Here is a 19,511-nt window from a genome sequence, read left to right on the forward strand (position 1 = left end):
ATATTATGGGCGTCATATTAAAAACAACAACCTAAACATGATCGACGACTTCAGCAGCCTGCACGCTCTCCGATTGTTCACGCAATCGGCGCGATAGCAGGTCGGATGAACCGTTAGCGAGGCATAACATTTGGAAGACCTTGGCCACAAGCTTAGACAATACATGAAGAGCGGCACTCCCGCCGAGCGCCGAATAGCCAAGTATTTTTCCGAACACTTGAACGAGTTGCCTTTCGAAACCGCTTCCTCCGTGGCCGACAGGCTGGAGCTGAGCCCGATGACCGTCGGGCGCTTCCTGCGGTCGCTTGGCTATCAGGGCCTGGACGGGATCAAGGTCCACCTGAAGGAAAACGTTCCGTCGGTGACGCTGCAACTGCCGAACGTTCTCGAGCAGTTGCAGAAGGATGCCTATGAGGGTCTTTCACTCGCCGGCCAGATTGCCGAACAGGTCGAGATGCTGCAGCATCTCTACCATCTCACCAGCCAGCCACAATGGCTGGACGCCGTGGCGTCGTGTCTGTCCTCCAGTGAGATCTTCGTTGCCACGCATCTTAGTCTTGCGGGCCTTGGACGCCATTTTAGCGACCGTCTCGAATTCGCCCGCGACCATGTGCAATTCCTCGACGGCGCCAATGGCAGCTATATCGAGCTGTTCGGCCGCCAGGGAAACGACGCTCTGGTGGTGATCATCGACTCGCCGCGCTTCATCACATCGCGGTTGCTGGCGCGTTCCGCGCGACGCACCGGCTACAAGGTGCTGCTGATTACCAGCCAGTATACCGAATGGGCGCATGAGTTCGCCAATATCACGCTCGCGCTGCCGCCCCTGCGCATCGGCAGCAGCAGCGATTTCTCCGCGATGACAGCACTCCTCGAATGCCTGGCTTCCGCCGTCATTCAGGCGGCGGGCGAAGAGGCGGAAAAGCGCATCCGAAAGATCGAAGAGCTGGAAGGCATGTTTACCTACACGCCGCTTCGTTAGAGCATGATGCCGAAAAGTGTAAGCAGTTTTCGGACGACATCATGCTCTCCTTATTTGATTGTAGAGCGGATTCAATTTTTTAAGTCGAGTCGACCTAAAATCATCCGACTCTAGCTATCTCCTCCCCACAAGGACGGCCGGTTCTCGCCCTTCCGGGACGGCCAGCGCTGACGTCATGCGGACGTCCATGGCTTCCTCAACCACTCGAAGCCTTTCTCCAGTCACTCATCGAGTGCAGCCGCAAAGTGCCGTTCCGACATCATCATTCGCGGAGCGCTTGCTCGATATTGGCGGGTCCGATTCCCGAGACCTAATGGACCGAATCAAAGAAAAAAACAATATAATTTGTAATGCATACTTATTATATTGGCGATTTTTAAGGGTAATTATATACATCTGGTATGTTTATTAAGTGTATCTCGAAAAATATACTATGGTAGACTTATCTATATTGCCATAGTCTGATGTATTTTTGCATCTATGACACTTTTACGTCGAGAATTACAGAAACATAGGAAACTATTGTATTTCGAAGCCGGCATGCCCTCGCTAGTTTGCCTGCGCGGACATCTTGTGACGTTCCGCGAGAGGGAACAGCTGGATAGATGGAACGTGGCGGTTAGTCACCGACGTTGTTCTGATCCGGCAATCAGATTGGAGAAAAAATGAATATCAAGAGCCTTCTTCTCGGCTCCGCTGCTGCACTCGTAGCAGTTTCCGGTGCTCACGCGGCTGACGCTATCGTTGCTGCTGAGCCGGAGCCCCTGGAATACGTCCGCATCTGCGACGCATACGGTGCCGGTTACTTCTTTATCCCGGGCACGGAAACCTGCCTCAAGATCGGCGGTAAGGTTCGTACCGAAGGTAAGTGGTACGACGCCTACAGCCCGGACTCGCATTACGGCACGCTGTGGCACACCCGCGCCGAGCTGCAGTTGCAGACAGCTACGGACACCGAATATGGTCCTTTGAAGACCAACACCGAAATTCGTTGGGACTGGCAAGAAGGTAACGCGACCGGCACCAACCTGCTGCACGCCAGCATCAGCCTCGGCGGCTTCACGGTCGGTAAGGAAGACTCACAGTTCAACGTCTTCACCGGTTATGCTGGCGACGTTATCAACGACGACGTCATCGGTGATGGCCCGTACGAGCTGAACCAGATCACCTACAACTATGACGCCGGCAACGGCTTCACGGCTGTAATCTCGTTGGAAGACAGCAACTCCGGCGCTGGCGCAACCGGCGTCAACGGCGAAGACAGCTCTGATCATTACGCTCCTGACGTTGTCGCCGGTCTCGGCTACAAGGCTGGCGCATGGGGCTTCAAGCTCGTTGGTGGTTACGACTCGATCGTTGAAGAAGGCGCCATCAAGGCTCGTGTAGACGCTGACTTCGGCGTTCTCTCGGCCTTCGTCATGGGCGGCTGGAACACGGACGGCGACAAGCTGAACAAGTATGCGAATGGCGACTCGATCGGCCAGAGCTGGGGCGATTGGGCTGTTTGGGGCGGCGTTGGCGTTCCGATCAACGAAAAGCTGAAGTGGAACCTGCAGCTCGCCTACACCGACAACAAGACCTTCGCCGCTACGACGAACGTCAAGTGGAACCCTGTTAAGAACCTCCTGATCGAGCCGGAAGTCTCCTACACCAATTGGGACTCCATCAATCAGGACCAGTGGGCTGGTATCCTGCGTTTCCAGCGCAGCTTCTAAGCCTGTTCAGATCTAATCTGATCTGAACTAGACCTCCGATCAGAAAGGGAGGAAGGTCCGGTTTCCCTCCGGACCTTCCTTTTGATTTTCATTCTAAAAGTCATGATATCCCGCGGTCTTGGCCGTGTTCGGAGGACATCGAGGCGCTGGCCTCTCAAGACGTCGCGAGCGAGCTTCCGGCTATGGCCGGCCTGCCGCATGATCTGCCGAATTGAGGTTCCCTTCTTAGACAACTCCCGGACCGCCTCGTTCGTTTCCTGACGGCGTAAATATCCCTCGTACTGCAGCTTCTCAGCGTAGGTCAAAAGCTTAGGATCAAACACCTAGCGCAATTCCAGAAAAATGTGCTGCGGTTTCCGTCCGGTCGACAGCGACTTACTCCATCGAATCCAGCTCGGTGCGATGGCGGTACATGGCAAGAAATCGCCGGTAATCGCGATCATAGAGCGATTTCTTTTGCTGGTTCGGCAGGCGTTCGTGACCGCCGGAATACATCGCCGCGCCAGCCGCCGCGAGGCTCTTATAAAGCCCGCAGGAGACGGACGCCGCCATCGCCGTTCCCAAAAGCACCGCCTCGTTCATCTTCGGTACCACCACCTTGCAGCCGGTGACGTCGGAATAGAGCTCCATGAGCACGGCATTCTTCACATGGCCGCCGGCGACATGCAGCGTGTCGGGCACGTAGCCATAGTCATGCATCTTCTCGAGGATATGGCGGATGCCGAGCGCGATGCCGACGCTGGTGCGCCAATAGAGACGGCAGAGCCCATCGAAGGAGGTGTCGAGCGTCAGGCCGCTGATGACGCCGACCGCGTGCGGATCGGCAAGCGGCGAGCGATTGCCATGAAAATCCGGAAGCACCTGGATACGCTCGGCAAAGGCATCACCCTCGGCGGCACGCAGTTCGGCTATGCGCTTGACAATGCGGTCGTGCAGCGCAGCCGTCGGTTCGCCGCCGGCCGCATGCATGCCGACGATATGATCCAGCAGCGCACCGGTCGCCGACTGGCCGGCCTCGGCCAGCCATGTGTCGGCAAATACGGCTTCGTAATAGGGACCCCATAGTCCGGTGCTGCGCTTGCGTTCGCGCGAGAAGGCGACGATGCAGCTCGACGTGCCGGCAATCAGCGCTAGCTGACGCTCCAGCGCATCGTGGTCGCCGGCATGGCCGCCGAGCGCACCGAGCGCTCCGGCATAGGCGTCGACCATTCCCGCACCGACGTGGCATTCGCGGTCGAGCCCCAGGGCTTCGGCCGCTTGCGCGGTCAGCATGCCCACGCTTTGCCCGACGGGCGCGGTCTCTTCCGGCAGGTTGCCGCGTTGACGCAGGTCGCCAAGGCCGATCACATCGAGAAAATCCGCCTGCCAGCCGGGCCTGCGATGGGAAAGATAATTCCACTTCGCCGTCAGCGTACAGCGCGAACGCGCCAGCGAGCCGGTCGCCTTCCACGTCATAAAATCGGCGAGATCGAAGAAGTAACCAGCCTTGCCCCAACTCCGCGGCAGGTTTTTCTTCAGCCACATCAGCTTCGGCATCTCCATCTCCGGCGACATGAAGTGGCCAGAATGCTCGAGAACCTGATGCCCTGTCGCCGTGCAGAAATCCGCCTCGGCAAGCGCGCGGTGATCGAGCCAGACGATGGTGTCGAACCGGTCCTCGCCGCCGGTCGAAACCGTGAGCGGCTTGCCCTCTATATCGCGCACCACCAGCGAACAGGTAGCGTCGAAACCAATGGCGCCAATGACGGATGCATCGACCCCCGATACGGTAACCGCACTGCGCACGGCCGAACAAACCGCAGCCCAAATATTTTCGGAACTATGCTCGGCGTGGTTCTCACGCGGGCGGTTCATGAGGATCGGGTGTTCGCCCTTTGCGAGCAGGGCGCCGCCTGATGTGAACACGCCAGCGCGCGCGCTGCCAGTGCCGATATCGACCGCAACCACATGATCACGCATACAGAAGGGGCCCCGTCCGCTTATCTCTTGTTGCGGACAAGGTGTATCAAATCCGGCATCGCGTCAAACACCACTTCGGGCGAAAGCCGCTCCAATTCCGACCGATAACTTGGCGAATGCGCATGCGAACCACCGGTGAAGGCGAAAACAGTCATGCCCGCCGCCCGCGCCGCCATGATGCCGGCCGGGCTGTCCTCGACGACGATGCAGTCTTTCGGCGCGACCCCCATTTGACCGGCAGCATAAAGGAAGAGATCGGGCGCCGGCTTGCCGCGCTTGACCATGCTCGCGCTGAAAATATTTGGCTCCAGCCGCTCCAGAAGGCCCGTGACACCAAGCGAGAGCCGGATGCGCTCCAGCTGGCTGGAAGAGGCGACGCAACGCGGAACGGTAAGCGCGTCCAGCGTCTCGGCAATCCCATCGATCGGCTTCAGCTCTTGGCGGAATCGTTCGTAAAGGTCGTTGCGGATGCGATCGAGAAAGGCCTGGTCGATGAAGACGTCGAACTCAGTCTCCAGCGTATCGACAAGCGTGGCGAGGCTCTTTCCGAGAAAGCGGCTGTAGACATCCTCCTCGCTCATATCCACGCCGACATCGCGCATGGCGTCGATGAGCACGCTGACGGACAGCGGCTCGCTGTCAACAAGCACGCCATCGCAGTCGAAGATTACGAGTCCCTTCTCCGCATTCGTCATAGCAGATCCAACCCGAACCCTGTTTCGGCCGCGTCTCTTTCGAGCGCCGGCCTGGCCATAAAAATCGGCCGGGACTTGAGCGCCCCGGCCGACAGACAATTAATCCGCGAGTTTGTTGTCGAGGTATAGCTGCAGGGTGACGCGGGTACCCTTTTCCCACAGCGTTTTTAGTGCATGCGCAAAGCGCTTGCGGAAAAGATCCGACTTGGCGACATCGCCGAAGATATCGTCGAAGACGAGGAAGGCAGCCGGATCGTCCTTGGCCTTCAGCGCTGCCGCATGCAGCCGGTCGGCACTGGCGTCGTTGAAGACGATGTCCTGACCGCTGTCGGTCTTGCCGGCGAAGTAGCGGCACCAGAGCGCCGAAACCAGGGCGAGACCCACCACGTCCTCATTGCGGGCAAGACGATCGGCCGTCGACGGCAGGATGAATTTCGGCTGGCGGTTCGAGCCGTCCTGCGCCAGGCGCGGAATGGTGTCGGCGATCTTCGGATTGGAGAAGCGGTGCTCGATCAGCTTGAAATAGTCGGCCAGCACCGTGTTCGGCACCGGTGGAATGACGGGAATGATCTCGTCATTCTCGAGCTTGGCGAGATAGGCGCGGATCAACGGCTCTTCCATCGCCTCGTGCACGAAATGCACGTCCATCAGCGCCGCCGGATAGGCGATGGCTGCATGGCCGCCATTGAGGATGCGGATCTTCATGTGCTCATAGGGCGTCACATCCGGCACGAAGGTGACGCCGACCTTTTCCAGCGCCGGCCGGCCGGCCGGGAAATTGTCTTCCAGCACCCACTGCTTGAACTCTTCGCAATAGACCGGCCAATTGTCCTCGATATCGAAGGCGCTTTTCAGGAGATCGATTTCGCGCGCGCCGGTTGCCGGCGTGATGCGGTCGACCATGCCGTTCGGGAAGGCAACATTGGAGGCAATCCACTCGGCGAAAGCCGGATCGGAAAGCTTTGCCGTGCCGACGATGGCGGCTTTGGTAACGCCACCATTATGGGGAATGTTGTCGCAGGACATGACGGTAAAAGGCTGCAAGCCGGCAGCGCGGCGGGCCTTGAGGCCGGCGACAACAAGGCCGAACACCGTCTTCGGCGCATCCGGGTTCTGGCCGTCGGCAACGATTGCGGGGTGAGCCGGATTGAACTTGCCGGAGGCATCGATGAAGTAGCCCCCCTCGGTGATCGTCATCGAGACGATGCGGATCGAAGGATCGGCAAGCTTGGCGATGATCGCCTCGGCATCGCCGACCGGCAGGATGTCGACCATCGGCGCGGTGACGCGGGCCGCAGTGCGGTTGTTGTCCTGCTCGACCACCGTCGTCAGGAAATTCTGGGCAGCGAGCTTTTCGCGCATGGCAGCGTCTGAGGGCAGTACGCCGGCGCCGATGATCGCCCAATCGTGGTCCTGGCCAATATTGAAAAGATCGTCGAGATAGATCGCCTGATGGGCGCGGTGGAAGTTGCCCACGCCAAAATGAACGATGCCCGCCGATAGCGACTTCGGATCATAGGCCGGAATAGCAGCGGTTGCGGCCGCTTCCTGAAGCGTTGCGAGCGATAGTTTGCACGTCATGTCTCAAGTCCTTCTGAAAGGTCTTTTTGCTCCGGATGGCTTGGGAGAGCCGCTCCGGTTGGAATGACCCCGGCCCGCTTGCATCGACAGATGTGGGCCTGGGTTGAATGGCATTCGCCCGGCTTAGATCGCCAGTCCGCTTCCGTCGAAGCGGTGGATTCTGGTTTTGTCTGGCGTCATGTAGACGGTATCACCGGCACGAGCCGGGAAATCGCCGGTTCCGCGCGCGGTGATGGCGCCGATGCCATCGGCCTCGATGTGCAGGAAGGTGTCGGAGCCGAGGTGTTCGGCATGGTTCACCCGGCCCTGCCAGTCTCCGCTTTCAGTCGACAGCAGCACATGTTCCGGACGAACGCCGATGGTGTCGGCGCCGAGGTTTTGCGCATAGGCGCCCGTAACGAAGTTCATCTTCGGCGAGCCGATGAAGCCGGCGACGAAGAGATTGCGCGGGCTCTTGTAAAGCTCCAGCGGCGAGCCGACCTGCTCGATATTGCCGCGGTTCAACACCACGATCTTGTCGGCCATGGTCATCGCCTCGACCTGGTCGTGCGTCACATAGACCATCGTCGTCTTCAGTTGATGGTGCAGATCGCTGATTTCGAGGCGCATGTTGACACGCAGCGCGGCGTCGAGGTTCGACAGGGGCTCGTCGAACAGGAAGGCCTTCGGCTGGCGCACGATGGCGCGGCCGATGGCGACGCGCTGGCGCTGACCGCCGGAAAGCTGGCGCGGCTTGCGCTCCAGATAATCGGTGAGATTGAGAACACGTGCGGCATCGGCGACCTTCTTGTCGATCTCGGCCTGCGGCATGTTCGCCATCTTCAGCGGAAAGGCGATGTTCTTGCGGACGCTCATATGCGGATAGAGCGCATAGGACTGGAACACCATGGCAAGGCCGCGCTGGGCCGGCGCCAGATTGGTGCCGTCCTTGCCGTCGATCAGGATCTGGCCGCCCGAGACATCCTCCAGGCCGGCGATCAGCCGCAGCAGCGTACTCTTGCCGCAACCGGACGGGCCAACGAATACGACGAACTCGCCTTCATTGATCTCGAGGTCGATGGAAGGAATGACCTTGGCTTCGCCAAAGACCTTAGAAACCTTCTTAAGGACAATGCTACCCATGTTTGTCTTCCTTACTTAACCGCGCCGAAGGTCAGGCCGCGTACGAGTTGTTTCTGGCTGAACCAGCCGAGGATCAGGATCGGGGCGATCGCCATCGTCGATGCCGCCGAAAGCTTGGCGTAGAACAGACCTTCCGGGCTGGAATAGGAGGCGATGAAGGTGCTGAGCGGTGCTGCGTCGACCGACGAGAGGTTGAGCGTCCAGAAGGCTTCGTTCCACGACAGGATGATGTTGAGCAGCATCGTCGAGGCCAGCCCCGGGATCGCCATCGGCGTCAGCACGTAGATGATCTCTTTCGCCAGCGACGCCCCATCCATGCGGGCCGCCTCTAGGATCTCGCCGGGGATTTCCTTGAAGTAGGTGTAGAGCATCCAGACGATGATCGGCAGGTTGATCAGCATCAGCACGACGACCATGCCGACACGGCTGGCGAACTGGCTGTTGAGCAGGCCGAAACCCTGGAACAGCAGGTAGATCGGAATGAAGGCGCCGACCGGCGGCATCATCTTGGTCGACAGCATCCACATCAGCACGTCCTTGGTGCGCTTGGTTGGCGAGAACGCCATGGCCCAGGCGGCGGGAACCGCGATGATCAGACCGAGGATCGTCGAACCGAAGGAGATGATCACCGAGTTGGCGAAGTGGAGGAAATAGTTCGAGCGCGACTGCACCTCGAAATAATTCTCCAGCGTCCAGTGGAAGAAGAGGAACTGCGGCGGCGAGGCAATCGCATCGCCTTCCGACTTGAAGCTGGTCAGGATCGTCCAGAGAATCGGGAAGAAGATCAGGAGCGCGACGGCCCAGGCCGCCACCGATACGACCACCTTGCGCCGTGTAGAGACATTGCGTGCCATCTCAGGCCTCCAGGTTCTTGCCAACCGCGCGCATCACGAAGATGGCGACGATATTGGCGAGGATGACTGCGATGATGCCACCCGCCGATGCGCCGCCGACATCCTGCGACAGGACAATCTGCGAATAGACGAGATAGGTGAGGTTGGTCGTCGCCGTGCCGGGACCGCCATTGGTGGTGACCAGGATCTCGGCGAAGGCGGAGAGCAGGAAGATCGTCTCGATGAGGATGACGACCGTGATCGCGCGGGCCAGATGCGGCAGGGTGATGTAGATGAACTTCGAGACCGCGCCGGCGCCGTCCATTTCGGCGGCTTCCTTCTGCTCTTCATCCAGAGACTGCAATGCGGTCAAAAGGATGAGCGTTGCGAATGGCAGCCACTGCCAGGCGACGATGATGACGATCGAAAATAGCGGCACGGTCTCCAGCCAGGTCAGCGGATCGAGCCCGAAAAACTTGAACAGATGCGCCAGGAGCCCGTTCACCGGGTTCATGAACATATGTTTCCAGATGAGGGCGGCGACCGTCGGCATGACGAAGAAGGGCGCAAGCACCAGCATGCGGACGATGCCTTGGCCGAAGATCGGCTGATCGAGAAGGAGCGCGAGAGCGATGCCGCCGACCACGGTGATGATGAGCGCGCCGCCGACCAGCAGCAGCGTCACGATCAGGGAGTTCAGGAAGGCGGGGTCGGTGACGAAGTATTCGTAATTGAGCAACCCGATGAAATCATGCGCGCCGGGCGACAGGAGATTGTAGTTCAGCGTCGAGAAGTAGATCGTCATCACCAGCGGGACGATCATCCACGCGAAGAGCAGCAAAACCGACGGCGTCATCATGACGCGGGCAGCAGAACGGGTGTGTAACGTTGCCATGGCAAGTACCGACCTATCTTTTGAGCGGGAAAGGTGGCCGTAGACCGGCTGGATAAAGGGGCCGCCGAAGAGCATTCAGGCATTCGGCGGCCAAGGGAAGGAAGCACCCGGGGGCACTTCCCGCCATCCTCAAGAGGTTGATTATTTCGGATAACCAGCCTTGGTCATTTCGCGTGTGGTCAGCTGTTGCGCAGCCTTGAGAGCGGCATCGACGGTGATCTGGCCGGCAAGGGCAGCGGAGAACTGCTGGCCGACGGCGGTGCCGATGCCCTGGAACTCAGGGATGGCCACGAACTGGACGCCGACATACGGGACCGGCTTGACGGTCGGGTGGGTCGGATCGGCCGAGTTGATCGAGTCGAGCGTCATCTTGGCGAAGGGAGCAGCCTTCTGGTAATCCGCATTCGCATAGAGCGAGGAACGGGTGCCGGGAGGAGCGTTCAGCCAGCCTTCCTTCTCGGCGACAAGGTTGGTGTAGTCCTTGCCGGTTGCCCAGGCGATGAACTTCTCGGCAGCTTCGGTCTTCTTCGAGGAAGCCGGGATGGCGAGGTTCCATGCCCAGAGCCAGTTGCCGCGCTTACCGAGGCCGTTATCCGGCGCCAGAGCGAAGCCGACCTTGTCGGCAACCTTCGATTCCTTCGGATCGGATACGAACGAGGCGGCAACCGTCGCGTCGATCCACATGCCGCACTTGCCGGTCTGAAACAGCGAGAGGTTCTCGTTGAAGCCGTTGGACGACGCGCCCGGAGGGCCGGCGTCCTTCATCAGCTTGACGTAGAAGTCGAGCGTGCTCTTCCATTCCGGCTGATCGAACTGCGGCTTCCACTTCTCGTCGAACCAGCGGGCGCCGAAAGAGTTGGCCGTTGCCGTCAGGAACGCCATGTTCTCGCCCCAGCCGGCCTTGCCGCGAAGGCAAATGCCGTAGACTTCATGGCTCTTGTCGGTGATCTTGCGGGCAGCATCGGCAATAAAGGTCCAGGTCGGCGCGTCCGGCATCTTCAGGCCGGCCTTTTCGAACAGGTCCTTGCGGTACATCACCATCGAGCTTTCGCCGTAGAACGGCGCGGCATAAAGCTTGCCGTCGGTGGTCAGGCCGCTGCGGATGGCCGGGAGAAGATCGTCGACGTCGTAGGTCTTGTCGGCGGTGAGCTTGTCGAGCGGCGCCAGCCAGCCGAGCTTGCTCCAGATCGGCACTTCATAGGTGCCGATGGTCAGCACATCGTATTGGCCGCCCTTGGTGGCAATGTCGGTCGTGACCTTCTGGCGCAACACGTTTTCTTCGAGCGTAACCCACTGAAGGTCAATGTCAGGGTTCTTCGCTTTGAAAGCATCCGTAAGCTTCTGCATACGGATCATGTCGCCGTTGTTAACCGTCGCTATCGTCAGCGTTTCGGCGGACGCCATTCCGGCAAACATCAGGGCCGAGCAGGCGCTCAGCAGAAAAGTTTTCAATTTCATATCTTCCTCCCCAGAAGATCAAATCTGAGCATTCGCTTCGCTCATGGGCAATTACTCATCCCTTGCGACAAAATGTCAATGCGGATTCGTTGCTGCGATGCCGAACATCCAGCTCATCCATTTGTTTTCATGATTATATTTTTTTGCTCAGCCCTTGAGCAGAAACTCGGCGGTCGCTTCGTCGGTGATCAAACCATTGATCTGATGACCGGTCACTGCCGCCCTGATCGCCTCGAACTTGCGTTTGCCCTTGGCTATTCCGATGACCGAAGACGTATCGCGCGGCGGGATGGAAGCGCTGGCGACGCGATCATTGACGGCGTCCGACATCAGCTTTCCGTCGCCGTCAAAAACCCAGCCGCAGATTTCGCCGGCCGCTCCGCGCTGCATGAGCGCCATCATCTCGTCTTTCTCCAGAAAGCCGTCGAGGCAAAGCGGCGCCTCGATACCCAGCTCGCCGACACCGACGAAGGTGACGTCGGCCTGGGCGCTGATATCGAGCGTCGAGCGCACCAGCGCCTGCGCATGCAGTAGCTCTCGCTCCTCGGCCGAGGAGACGAGTACCGGCAACGGCATGGGATAGTGCCGCGCCTTGATCGCGTCGGCCATGCTGAAGATGACGTTGTAATAGGCAGCCGATCCATCCGGACCGATATTGCCGGTCAACGACACGATCCGGTGCTGCGGACATTCGATCGCCGGTAGCTGATCGACCGCCGCCTTCAGCGTGCGCCCTGTGCCGATCGCCAATACGATCGGATCGCTGCGCTTCAGCCAGCGCTCGATCTCAGCCGCCCCCGCCTCGGCGATCCCCACTGTGGACGAAGCCCCGTCAGGATCACTCGGCACCACTTCGACATGCCTAAGCTTGAATTTTTCGCGCAGCGCCGCGCCATATTCAAGGCACACGGCAATCGGGTGATCGAGCCGCACCTTGATCAGCCGCTCGGCAACGGCCAGCGACACCAGCCGCTGTGCCGACTGCCGGGAGATTCCCATGGCGCTGGCGATCTCGTCCTGCGTCCGCCCGGCTACGTAATACAGCCAGCCGGCTCGCGCCGCGTCGTCAAGGCGCCCCTGGGAATCCAACTTCCTGGCCATCATAGTCCTTTGCGAAAACAGCGCCTCTTGCCCAGGTCGAACGACCTGGCGCGGTCGGTTACTCAGTTTCCGGCGGGATGACGCCCTTGGTCAAGGTGAAACAACCATAGAAGCGGCGTTCGCCGGTCTGGATCACGCAATAGGCCTCTTTCGCCCGCTCATAGAAAGCATAACGTTCGACCGGAACGAGCGGCCAGTGCTTGCCTTCGGCGCGATCGATCGCCGCCTGCACTTCGCCCTGGACCTTCGGCATCTCCTCCGGCGCGCCCACCACTTCCATGCGCGTCGCGGCATCGTCGATGAAGGTATCGAGCGGCATCAGCGATAGCACCGCCTCGACGGCCTCGGCCGCCGACACGTTGTCGATCCTCAGAAGATGGCCGAGCATCGTCTGCTGCGCAATCGACTCGGCGGGGAAATTGGTATCGACGACGACCAGCATGTCACCATGTCCCATCGATGCCAGCGCGTGCAGCACATCCGCATTCAAGCGCGGCGAAATTCCCTTCAGCATGAAAGCCTCCTCCAGTTCCTCATCAGCGACGGCCCTGCCCTCGCCCTCTTCTCTTTGGGAGCAAACAAGTAATCGTGGTCACGATCTCTGTCCATAGCTGCCGTGAACGTTACCGGCCGGAGAATCCCCGGAGCAGAATAGCGCTTCTCATCCTGGCTTATTTCAGCCTTTATTGACCAGATAGGTTCGACGGCATTAACTGAAGCACAGGCACTGGTTGCGAGGGCAAGTGAGAATTCTTCTGGTTGAGGACGATGAAACGATTGGCGGCGCGGTTCGCGACCATATCGCGGCAACCACCCACGCCGTCGACTGGGTGAAGAACCTCGCGGACGCGACGGAAGTCACCAGCGCCGTGAAGTACGGCCTGATCCTGCTCGATCTGCAACTGCCCGACGGCGTCGGCATCGATTTCCTCAAGAAGCTGCGCCGCAAACCGGATGAGACACCGGTGATCATCCTCACCGCCCGCGACCAGATTTCCGACCGCATCGAGGGATTGAACAGCGGCGCCGACGACTACCTCGTCAAGCCCTTCAACCTCGGCGAACTCTCCGCCCGCATCCTGGCGGTGGCTCGGCGCTACAGCGGCAGCCCGCAACCGACCATCCGTTTTGCCGACCTCGAAATCGATCAACCGCAACGGCGGGTCCGGCTGGATGGCAAGGATGTCGTGCTCACCGGCCGCGAATGGGCCGTGCTCGACCTCCTGGTGACTCGGCCGGGCGCCATTATCTCGAAAGACCAGATCGAGGAGGCGCTCTATGCCTTCGGCTCGGAAATCGAGAGCAACACGGTGGAGGTCTATGTCAGCCGCCTGCGCAAGAAGATCGGCAAGGACCGCATCCGCACGGCTCGCGGCGTCGGCTATTGCCTGGGTGAGAGATGACGCTGCGCCCCACCAGCATCACCCGCCGCCTGATCGCGGCACTCACGGGTACGGTCGTTGTGTTCTGGCTGATCGCCGTTGGGATCGGCGTCTATGTCGTCAACCACGAGCTCTCGGAGACCTTTGACGGCGCGCTGCAGGAAACCGCCGAACGGCTGATGCCGCTGGTGGTCGACGATCTCGCCAACCGCGACCCCTCCAGCGATCCGCAAAGCCTCGAGGAACTGAACAAGGGGCTGAACCGGGAGTACCTGACCTATCAGGTGCTCGACGCCTCCGGCAAGGTCATCCTGCATTCGCACGACGCGCCGCCGGTGGCCTATGAAGTACCGCTGAAGATCGGCTTCCATAATACGCCGAGATATCGAATCTACACCGAATCCTCGCTAAACGGCACAATCTTTCTGCATGTCGCCGACGCCTTCAAGAACCGGCGGGAAGCGTCGCGCGAAAGCGGTGTCGCTCTGCTCTGGCCGCTGCTCGCCCTTATCCCGGCCAGCATTCTCGCCATCTGGTTCGCCGTCGGTCGCTCGCTGCGGCCAATCGACCGGTTGCGCTCGGACATCGCTACCAAGGACGGCGGCAACATGATGCCCCTCGAAAGCGACACGCTGCCGCGCGAGCTCCAGCCGATCGCCCGCTCGGTCAACCTGCTGCTCGAACGCCTGCGCTCAGCGCTTGAAGCCGAGCGGGAGTTCACCGCCAACAGCGCCCATGAACTACGCACGCCGATCGCCGGCGCGCTCGCCCAGACGCAGCGCCTGATCGCCGAATTGCCGAAGGGGCCGCTTGTCGAACGCGCCGGCCGGATCGAAACCTCGCTCTCCAATCTCGGACGCCTGGCGGAGAAATTGCTGCAGCTCTCTCGCGCCCAGGCCGGCATCGGCACCGGCGATAAGCCCGCCGACCTGATGGCCGTCATTGAAACCATCATCGGCGACTATGATCGCGACACCGCCACCGCCGGCCGTATCCTGCTGGACACCGGTCCGGACGAAACACTGATCCGCAACGTCGATATCGATGCCTTCGCCATCGTCATGCGCAACCTGATCGAGAATGCGCTGATCCATGGTCCGACGGACGACGAGGTGACCGTCAAGGTCGATGGCGACGTCATTCGTATCCTGAACGGCGGCCATGTGCTTTCCGCTGAAGAGTTGGCTGACCTGAAGAAACGCTTCTGGCGCGGCAAGACGAAAGCCTCCGGCTCCGGCCTCGGCCTTGCCATTGCCGAGCGCATCGTCGGCCAAATCGGCGGACGCCTCGATCTCCTGTCGCCCGCCGCCGGCCAGATGGACGGTTTCGAAGCCCGGATCACCTTGCCTTCAGCCTGATCCAGCCTCGCAGGATGCCGCTCGCTTATTGACCTTGCAAAGAACGGCAAAGGGTGCGAGCAAGTGCCGCATGTTTCCCGCGGGTCAAGTTTTATGATCGTTTCCTTCGACATCGGCGGCACCGCCATCAAGGGCGGCATCGCCCGCTCCGTAACGGACATCACCCCGCTTGCCCGACGCCCGACCCCGAAAGATGATTTCGGTGAATTCGTCGCTGCCTTGCGTGCCGTCATCACTGACGTCGGCGAGAGACCGGACGGCCTTTCCTTTTCCATCGCCGGCGTCGTCGATCCTGACACCCAGGCGCTGATCTGCGCCAACATTCCCTGCATCCATGGCCGGCGTCTCGCCGCCGAATTGGAGACGGAACTCGGCTATCCCGTCCTGATCGCCAATGACGCGGATTGCTTCGCCATGGCGGAGGCCATGTCCGGCGCGGGACGAGGCCATCGCATCGTCCTCGGTGCCATTCTCGGCACTGGCGTCGGCGGCGGCCTGGTGGCGGACGGTCGTCTTGTCAACGCCGCCGGCGGCTTTGCCGGTGAGTGGGGTCACGGCCCGATCATCGCCTCTTTCGCCGGCAATCCGCCGGTCGCCATCCCCGCCTATCCCTGCGGCTGCGGCCAGAAGGGCTGCGTCGACACCGTCGGTGGCGCCCGTGGCATCGAGCGCCTGCACAGGACCCTGCACGGCCTGGAATTTTCCAGCGAGGAGATCATCGGCCAGTGGCTGGAGGGCGACGCCAATGCGGAGCGCACGATCGACGTACTGGTCGATCTCGTCGCCTCGCCGCTGGCGCTGACCGTCAATATCACCGGAGCGACCATCGTTCCCGTCGGCGGCGGCCTTTCCAATGTCGAACCGCTTTTGGCACTGCTGGACGCGGCGGTGCGCACCCGCATCCTGCGCAAGTTCGACCGCCCGCTCATCGTGCCGAGCCAATGCAAGGTCGAGCCCGGACTGATCGGCGCGGCCCTGCTGGGGCTGAAATTTATCGAGGAGCGGAACCATGCTGCTTGAGGTCTGCGTTGAAGATATCGCCGGCCTTGCCGCCGCCATCGCCGGTGGTGCGGACCGTATCGAGCTTTGCAGCGCGCTTGCCATCGGCGGCCTGACGCCAAGCGCCGGGCTGATGGCGGCAGCGGGGCGCGCGTCAATCCCCGCCTACGCCATGATCCGCCCCCGCGCCGGCAGCTTTGTCTACTCCGCCGATGAGCTTGCCGTCATGAAGGCCGATATCGATGCCGCCCGCCGAGCGGGCTTGCCCGGCGTCGTGCTCGGCGCCTCGCTGCCGGACGGCCGCCTTGATCGCGACATGCTCGCCGCGCTTGTCACCCATGCTGGAGGCCTCGGCAAGACATTGCACCGCGCCTTCGATCTCGTACCCGATGTCGAGGAAGCGGTGGAACTCGCCATCTCCCTCGGCTTCGAGCGCATCCTGACCTCGGGCTGTGCGAAGACGGCCGTGGACGGCATCGATGTCCTCGAACAGGCCATCGCCATCGCCGCCGGCCGCATTTCGATCATGCCCGGCTCGGGCATCAATGTCGGGACGATCGGCGCGCTTTGGCCGCGACTGGCGATCAGCGAAGTGCATGCCTCCTGTTCCACTGCCCAGGCGGAGACGGATGAACGCCTGCTCGCCTTCAGTTTTTCCGCACCCACGACGCGCCGCACGGACGCCGTGACCGTCAGCGCGCTCAAGGCACATTTCGCCAGAACGGCAACTGCGAATTGACAAAGAAACGGTAGAATGATCAATCGTTCATAAACGTATATTCTGTAGCTACTCATTGGCTGTGGAATGCCAACCCATTGCAGTTAAGCAGATTTCTCCGGAGTAGCTGTAGATCTAAACCATGTCGGTGACGCCACCTCGCAAGAAAAGCAGGGCTGTCTTTTGGATTGCGGCGATCGTCATCGGCTCGATCATTTTGGCGACGGCGCTGCTTGCCAATGACATGCGCAATCTCAAGGCGCTCGACATCCGTTATCATCTGAACCTGTTCAGCCCACCCGCGCATCCGCCTCCCGTCCCCGCGGCAGCCGTAGCCGCCCCGCAAGCTACCAGCGTCGCCCGTCCCACACCAACACCGGTCGCGACATCAGCGCCGGCCAAGCCGGTCAAAGCGGTGCAGGGTACGCAGACAGCGAAACCGGCGCCTGCCCGTTCCTCGTCCCATATATTCGATCCGCCCGTCGATGCCCTGCGCGGCGCGTTCCTGCGGAGCTGGCGAGTATCGGGCCAGAGGCTCTGCGCCGATCTGACGAAATTCGGCCTGCCGGTCGGAGAATGGAAGCAAAGCGCGCTGGGCGTCGGCACGTTCGAATGCAGCCACCAGATCCAGAAGGGGGACTTGGGAAATCCGAACGGGGCGTCATTCTTCGTCATTGCCCGTGGCACGCCCACAGGAGATCTCGACAATATCCGCATCAAGGTGATCATGCCCGACAATGCCGACGGCCGCGCCGTCGGCGAGACCTTCATCGACGCCGTCGTCATGCTGCTGACGGAAACCCACTGGCTTGATTTCCAGGAGGCGCTCGACGCGATCGGCAAGCTGCAGGACGTGAGGCAAGAACATTTCGGCGCGAAGCTCAGTTTCTTCCGCGAATTCCAGAACGACAGGAACTTCAATCTTCAACTGGAGCTGCACAGGACAACGCCGGAACAGATCCGCACGGCAATCGTCTTCGATAAGGCACGCTGGACGCTCCAGTCGGTCCCTCCCGGCAACTAGCAAAACCTCCGCGCGAATTTTCCGCTGGACTTGCGACGAAACGTCTCCATCAACTTGCTTTTTGTTGCACCGCGCCATCGATGGTGGTCATATGGGAATGATTTCGATGGCCGACGGAAAGCCGGCTGACCACAGCATGATTCCCAAAAATGCGAAACGGTTCTTGGATCAGATCATGCACCAGCATTGACGCGCCGGACCTCCCATCCGGCCGTGGAAAGTCATAGCATTCCCATGGACTCGCCAGATACCGCCCCGCAAGGCCAGACCTTCGCGATCGATCGCGACCCTCGCCTGCGCTACATCATCCCCGCCGTGGTCGCCGTTGCATTCCTGATGGAACAGCTCGATTCGACGATCCTCGTCACCGCCGTTCCCGATATCGCCAGAAGCCTCGGCACCACACCGGTGCGCATGAACCTCGCGGTCACGACCTATATTCTGACACTCGCCATGTTCATCCCGGTGAGCGGCTGGTTCGCCGACCGTTTCGGCGCCCGGCGCATCTTTGCCCTGTCGCTATTCATCTTCACCCTCGGCTCGATCCTGTGCGGCCTGGCGACGAGCCTGCCGATGCTGATCGCCACCCGCGCCTTGCAGGGCCTTGGCGGCGCGATGATGACGCCAGTCGGCCGCCTCATTCTCATCCGCAGCTTCCCGCGCAGCCAACTCGTCACGGCGATGACCTACATGACATTGCCGGCGATCATAGGCCCGGTGATCGGCCCGCTTCTGGGCGGTTTTCTGACAACCTATCTCTCCTGGCGCTGGATCTTCTGGGTCAACCTGCCCTTCGGCATCATCGGCATGGCGATGGCGCTGAAATATATCGAGGACACCGTTCGCGACACCTCGCTCAAATTCGACTTTCCAGGCTTCATCATGGTCGGCGTCGGCTGCCTGCTGCTGCAGTATGGCATCGAGAATATCGGCAGGCCGGCCATCCCCGTCTGGGCCATCGTCACGGTGCTCGCCGCGGCCGGCCTGCTTCTCGTCGGTTTCGTCCGCTACGCCAGGACGGCGGAATCGCCGGCAGTCGATCTCACCCTGTTCAAGCTGCGCACATTCCGCGTCGGCACGCTTGCCGGCGGCATCTGTCGCGTCGGCCTCAATGGGGTGCCTTTCCTGCTGCCGCTGATGCTGCAGGTCGGTTTCGGCCTGAGCCCGATCGTCTCGGGCAGCTTGACCTTCGTCAGCGCCCTGAGTGCGCTTGCCGTGCGTCCTGTCTCGTCAAAGATGCTGCGGCTATTCGGTTTCGATCGCGTGCTGACCGCAAGCGCTATTTTCGGTGCAGCCATCGTCGCCGGCTTCGCCCTGATCGGGCCGGATACGCCGCACTGGGTCATCATCGTCTATGTCTTTGTCTTCGGTCTGGCGCGCGCGGCGCAGTTCATGACCTCCAACACGCTGTCCTACTCCGACACGCCCGCCGCCCAGCTCAGCCGCGCGACCAGCCTCGGCGGCGTGCTGCAACAGTTGAGCGTCAGCTTCGGCGTTTCCATCGCCGCCATGCTGCTCGGCCTGGTCACGCTGGACGGCTCGGCGCTGACGCCGGAAAAATTCCATATAGCTTTTCTGCTGATGGCGGTGATCCCGCTGCTCGGCCTGCCAGGTTTCCTGAAGCTGCGGCCGGAAGATGGCAGGCAGGTCAGCGGCCATTATCGCCGGTCGAAGGAAACTGTTTGAAAA

17 protein-coding genes are annotated in these 19,511 nt (G+C 60.8%); 8 read left to right on the forward strand and 9 right to left on the reverse strand.

Annotated elements, in window-relative coordinates; all coding sequences use genetic code 11:
- Positions 1–130: 130 nt before the first annotated feature.
- Together EX00_RS11605 and EX00_RS11610 are read left to right on the forward strand one after the other, a co-directional pair.
- Positions 131–982: a MurR/RpiR family transcriptional regulator gene (locus tag EX00_RS11605; protein ID WP_047457261.1), complete on the forward strand. Its 852-nt coding sequence runs from the start codon at positions 131–133 to the stop codon at positions 980–982.
- Positions 983–1,647: 665 nt separating this feature from the next.
- Positions 1,648–2,697, forward strand: a complete 1,050-nt coding sequence (locus EX00_RS11610; RefSeq protein WP_047457264.1) for a porin — start codon at positions 1,648–1,650, stop codon at positions 2,695–2,697.
- A 375-nt stretch (positions 2,698–3,072) separates the two neighbouring features.
- Here the strand turns inward: EX00_RS11610 and EX00_RS11620 are convergent, their stop codons facing one another.
- The 9 genes from EX00_RS11620 to EX00_RS11660 all read right to left on the reverse strand — a co-directional run bounded on the left by EX00_RS11620 (position 3,073) and on the right by EX00_RS11660 (position 12,855).
- Positions 3,073–4,656: an FGGY-family carbohydrate kinase gene (locus EX00_RS11620; protein ID WP_047457269.1), complete on the reverse strand. Its 1,584-nt coding sequence runs from the start codon at positions 4,654–4,656 to the stop codon at positions 3,073–3,075.
- Between the two features lie 20 nt (positions 4,657–4,676).
- Entirely contained in the window at positions 4,677–5,351 is a 675-nt protein-coding gene (locus EX00_RS11625) for an HAD family hydrolase (protein ID WP_047457272.1), read from the reverse strand.
- A gap of 99 nt (positions 5,352–5,450) precedes the next feature.
- Positions 5,451–6,932 carry a mannitol dehydrogenase family protein gene (locus EX00_RS11630; RefSeq protein ID WP_047457275.1) on the reverse strand — a complete coding sequence of 494 codons (1,482 nt, stop codon included), beginning with the start codon at positions 6,930–6,932 and terminating at the stop codon, positions 5,451–5,453.
- A 123-nt stretch (positions 6,933–7,055) separates the two neighbouring features.
- Positions 7,056–8,054, reverse strand: a complete 999-nt coding sequence (locus tag EX00_RS11635) for an ABC transporter ATP-binding protein (protein WP_047457278.1) — start codon at positions 8,052–8,054, stop codon at positions 7,056–7,058.
- Between the two features lie 11 nt (positions 8,055–8,065).
- Complete coding sequence (locus EX00_RS11640) at positions 8,066–8,908, reverse strand: carbohydrate ABC transporter permease (RefSeq protein ID WP_047457283.1); 843 nt, start codon at positions 8,906–8,908, stop codon at positions 8,066–8,068.
- 1 nt (position 8,909) lies between these two features.
- Positions 8,910–9,782, reverse strand: coding sequence for a carbohydrate ABC transporter permease (locus EX00_RS11645; protein ID WP_007699090.1), 873 nt, complete (start codon positions 9,780–9,782; stop codon positions 8,910–8,912).
- A 141-nt stretch (positions 9,783–9,923) separates the two neighbouring features.
- Positions 9,924–11,240, reverse strand: a complete 1,317-nt coding sequence (locus EX00_RS11650) for an ABC transporter substrate-binding protein (protein WP_047457286.1) — start codon at positions 11,238–11,240, stop codon at positions 9,924–9,926.
- A gap of 147 nt (positions 11,241–11,387) precedes the next feature.
- Positions 11,388–12,341, reverse strand: coding sequence for a sugar-binding transcriptional regulator (locus tag EX00_RS11655; protein WP_047457735.1), 954 nt, complete (start codon positions 12,339–12,341; stop codon positions 11,388–11,390).
- A gap of 58 nt (positions 12,342–12,399) precedes the next feature.
- A complete protein-coding gene (locus tag EX00_RS11660; protein WP_047457288.1) occupies positions 12,400–12,855 on the reverse strand; it encodes an RbsD/FucU family protein in 456 nt (151 codons plus the stop codon).
- A 229-nt stretch (positions 12,856–13,084) separates the two neighbouring features.
- Here EX00_RS11660 and EX00_RS11665 point away from each other — a divergent pair, with 229 nt between their 5' ends.
- The 6 genes from EX00_RS11665 to EX00_RS11690 all read left to right on the forward strand — a co-directional run bounded on the left by EX00_RS11665 (position 13,085) and on the right by EX00_RS11690 (position 19,508).
- Positions 13,085–13,744 carry a response regulator gene (locus tag EX00_RS11665; protein WP_047457291.1) on the forward strand — a complete coding sequence of 220 codons (660 nt, stop codon included), beginning with the start codon at positions 13,085–13,087 and terminating at the stop codon, positions 13,742–13,744.
- Positions 13,741–15,081, forward strand: coding sequence for an ATP-binding protein (locus tag EX00_RS11670; protein ID WP_047457294.1), 1,341 nt, complete (start codon positions 13,741–13,743; stop codon positions 15,079–15,081). The genes EX00_RS11665 and EX00_RS11670 overlap by 4 nt, the downstream gene beginning before the upstream one ends.
- Before the next feature lie 93 nt (positions 15,082–15,174).
- Positions 15,175–16,101 carry an ROK family protein gene (locus EX00_RS11675; RefSeq protein WP_047457297.1) on the forward strand — a complete coding sequence of 309 codons (927 nt, stop codon included), beginning with the start codon at positions 15,175–15,177 and terminating at the stop codon, positions 16,099–16,101.
- Positions 16,091–16,819 (forward strand): copper homeostasis protein CutC, encoded by a 729-nt coding sequence (locus tag EX00_RS11680; RefSeq protein ID WP_047457300.1) that lies wholly within the window; start codon positions 16,091–16,093, stop codon positions 16,817–16,819. Before EX00_RS11675 ends, EX00_RS11680 begins: the two co-directional genes overlap by 11 nt.
- A 121-nt stretch (positions 16,820–16,940) precedes the next feature.
- Complete coding sequence (locus EX00_RS11685) at positions 16,941–17,822, forward strand: DUF6030 family protein (RefSeq protein ID WP_047457303.1); 882 nt, start codon at positions 16,941–16,943, stop codon at positions 17,820–17,822.
- A 234-nt stretch (positions 17,823–18,056) separates the two neighbouring features.
- Positions 18,057–19,508, forward strand: coding sequence for a DHA2 family efflux MFS transporter permease subunit (locus EX00_RS11690; RefSeq protein WP_047457306.1), 1,452 nt, complete (start codon positions 18,057–18,059; stop codon positions 19,506–19,508).
- Positions 19,509–19,511: the final 3 nt, after the last annotated feature.

It is taken from the genome of Martinezella rhizogenes (assembly GCF_000799715.1).
Classification (GTDB): Bacteria; Pseudomonadota; Alphaproteobacteria; order Rhizobiales; family Rhizobiaceae; genus Rhizobium; species Rhizobium rhizogenes_C.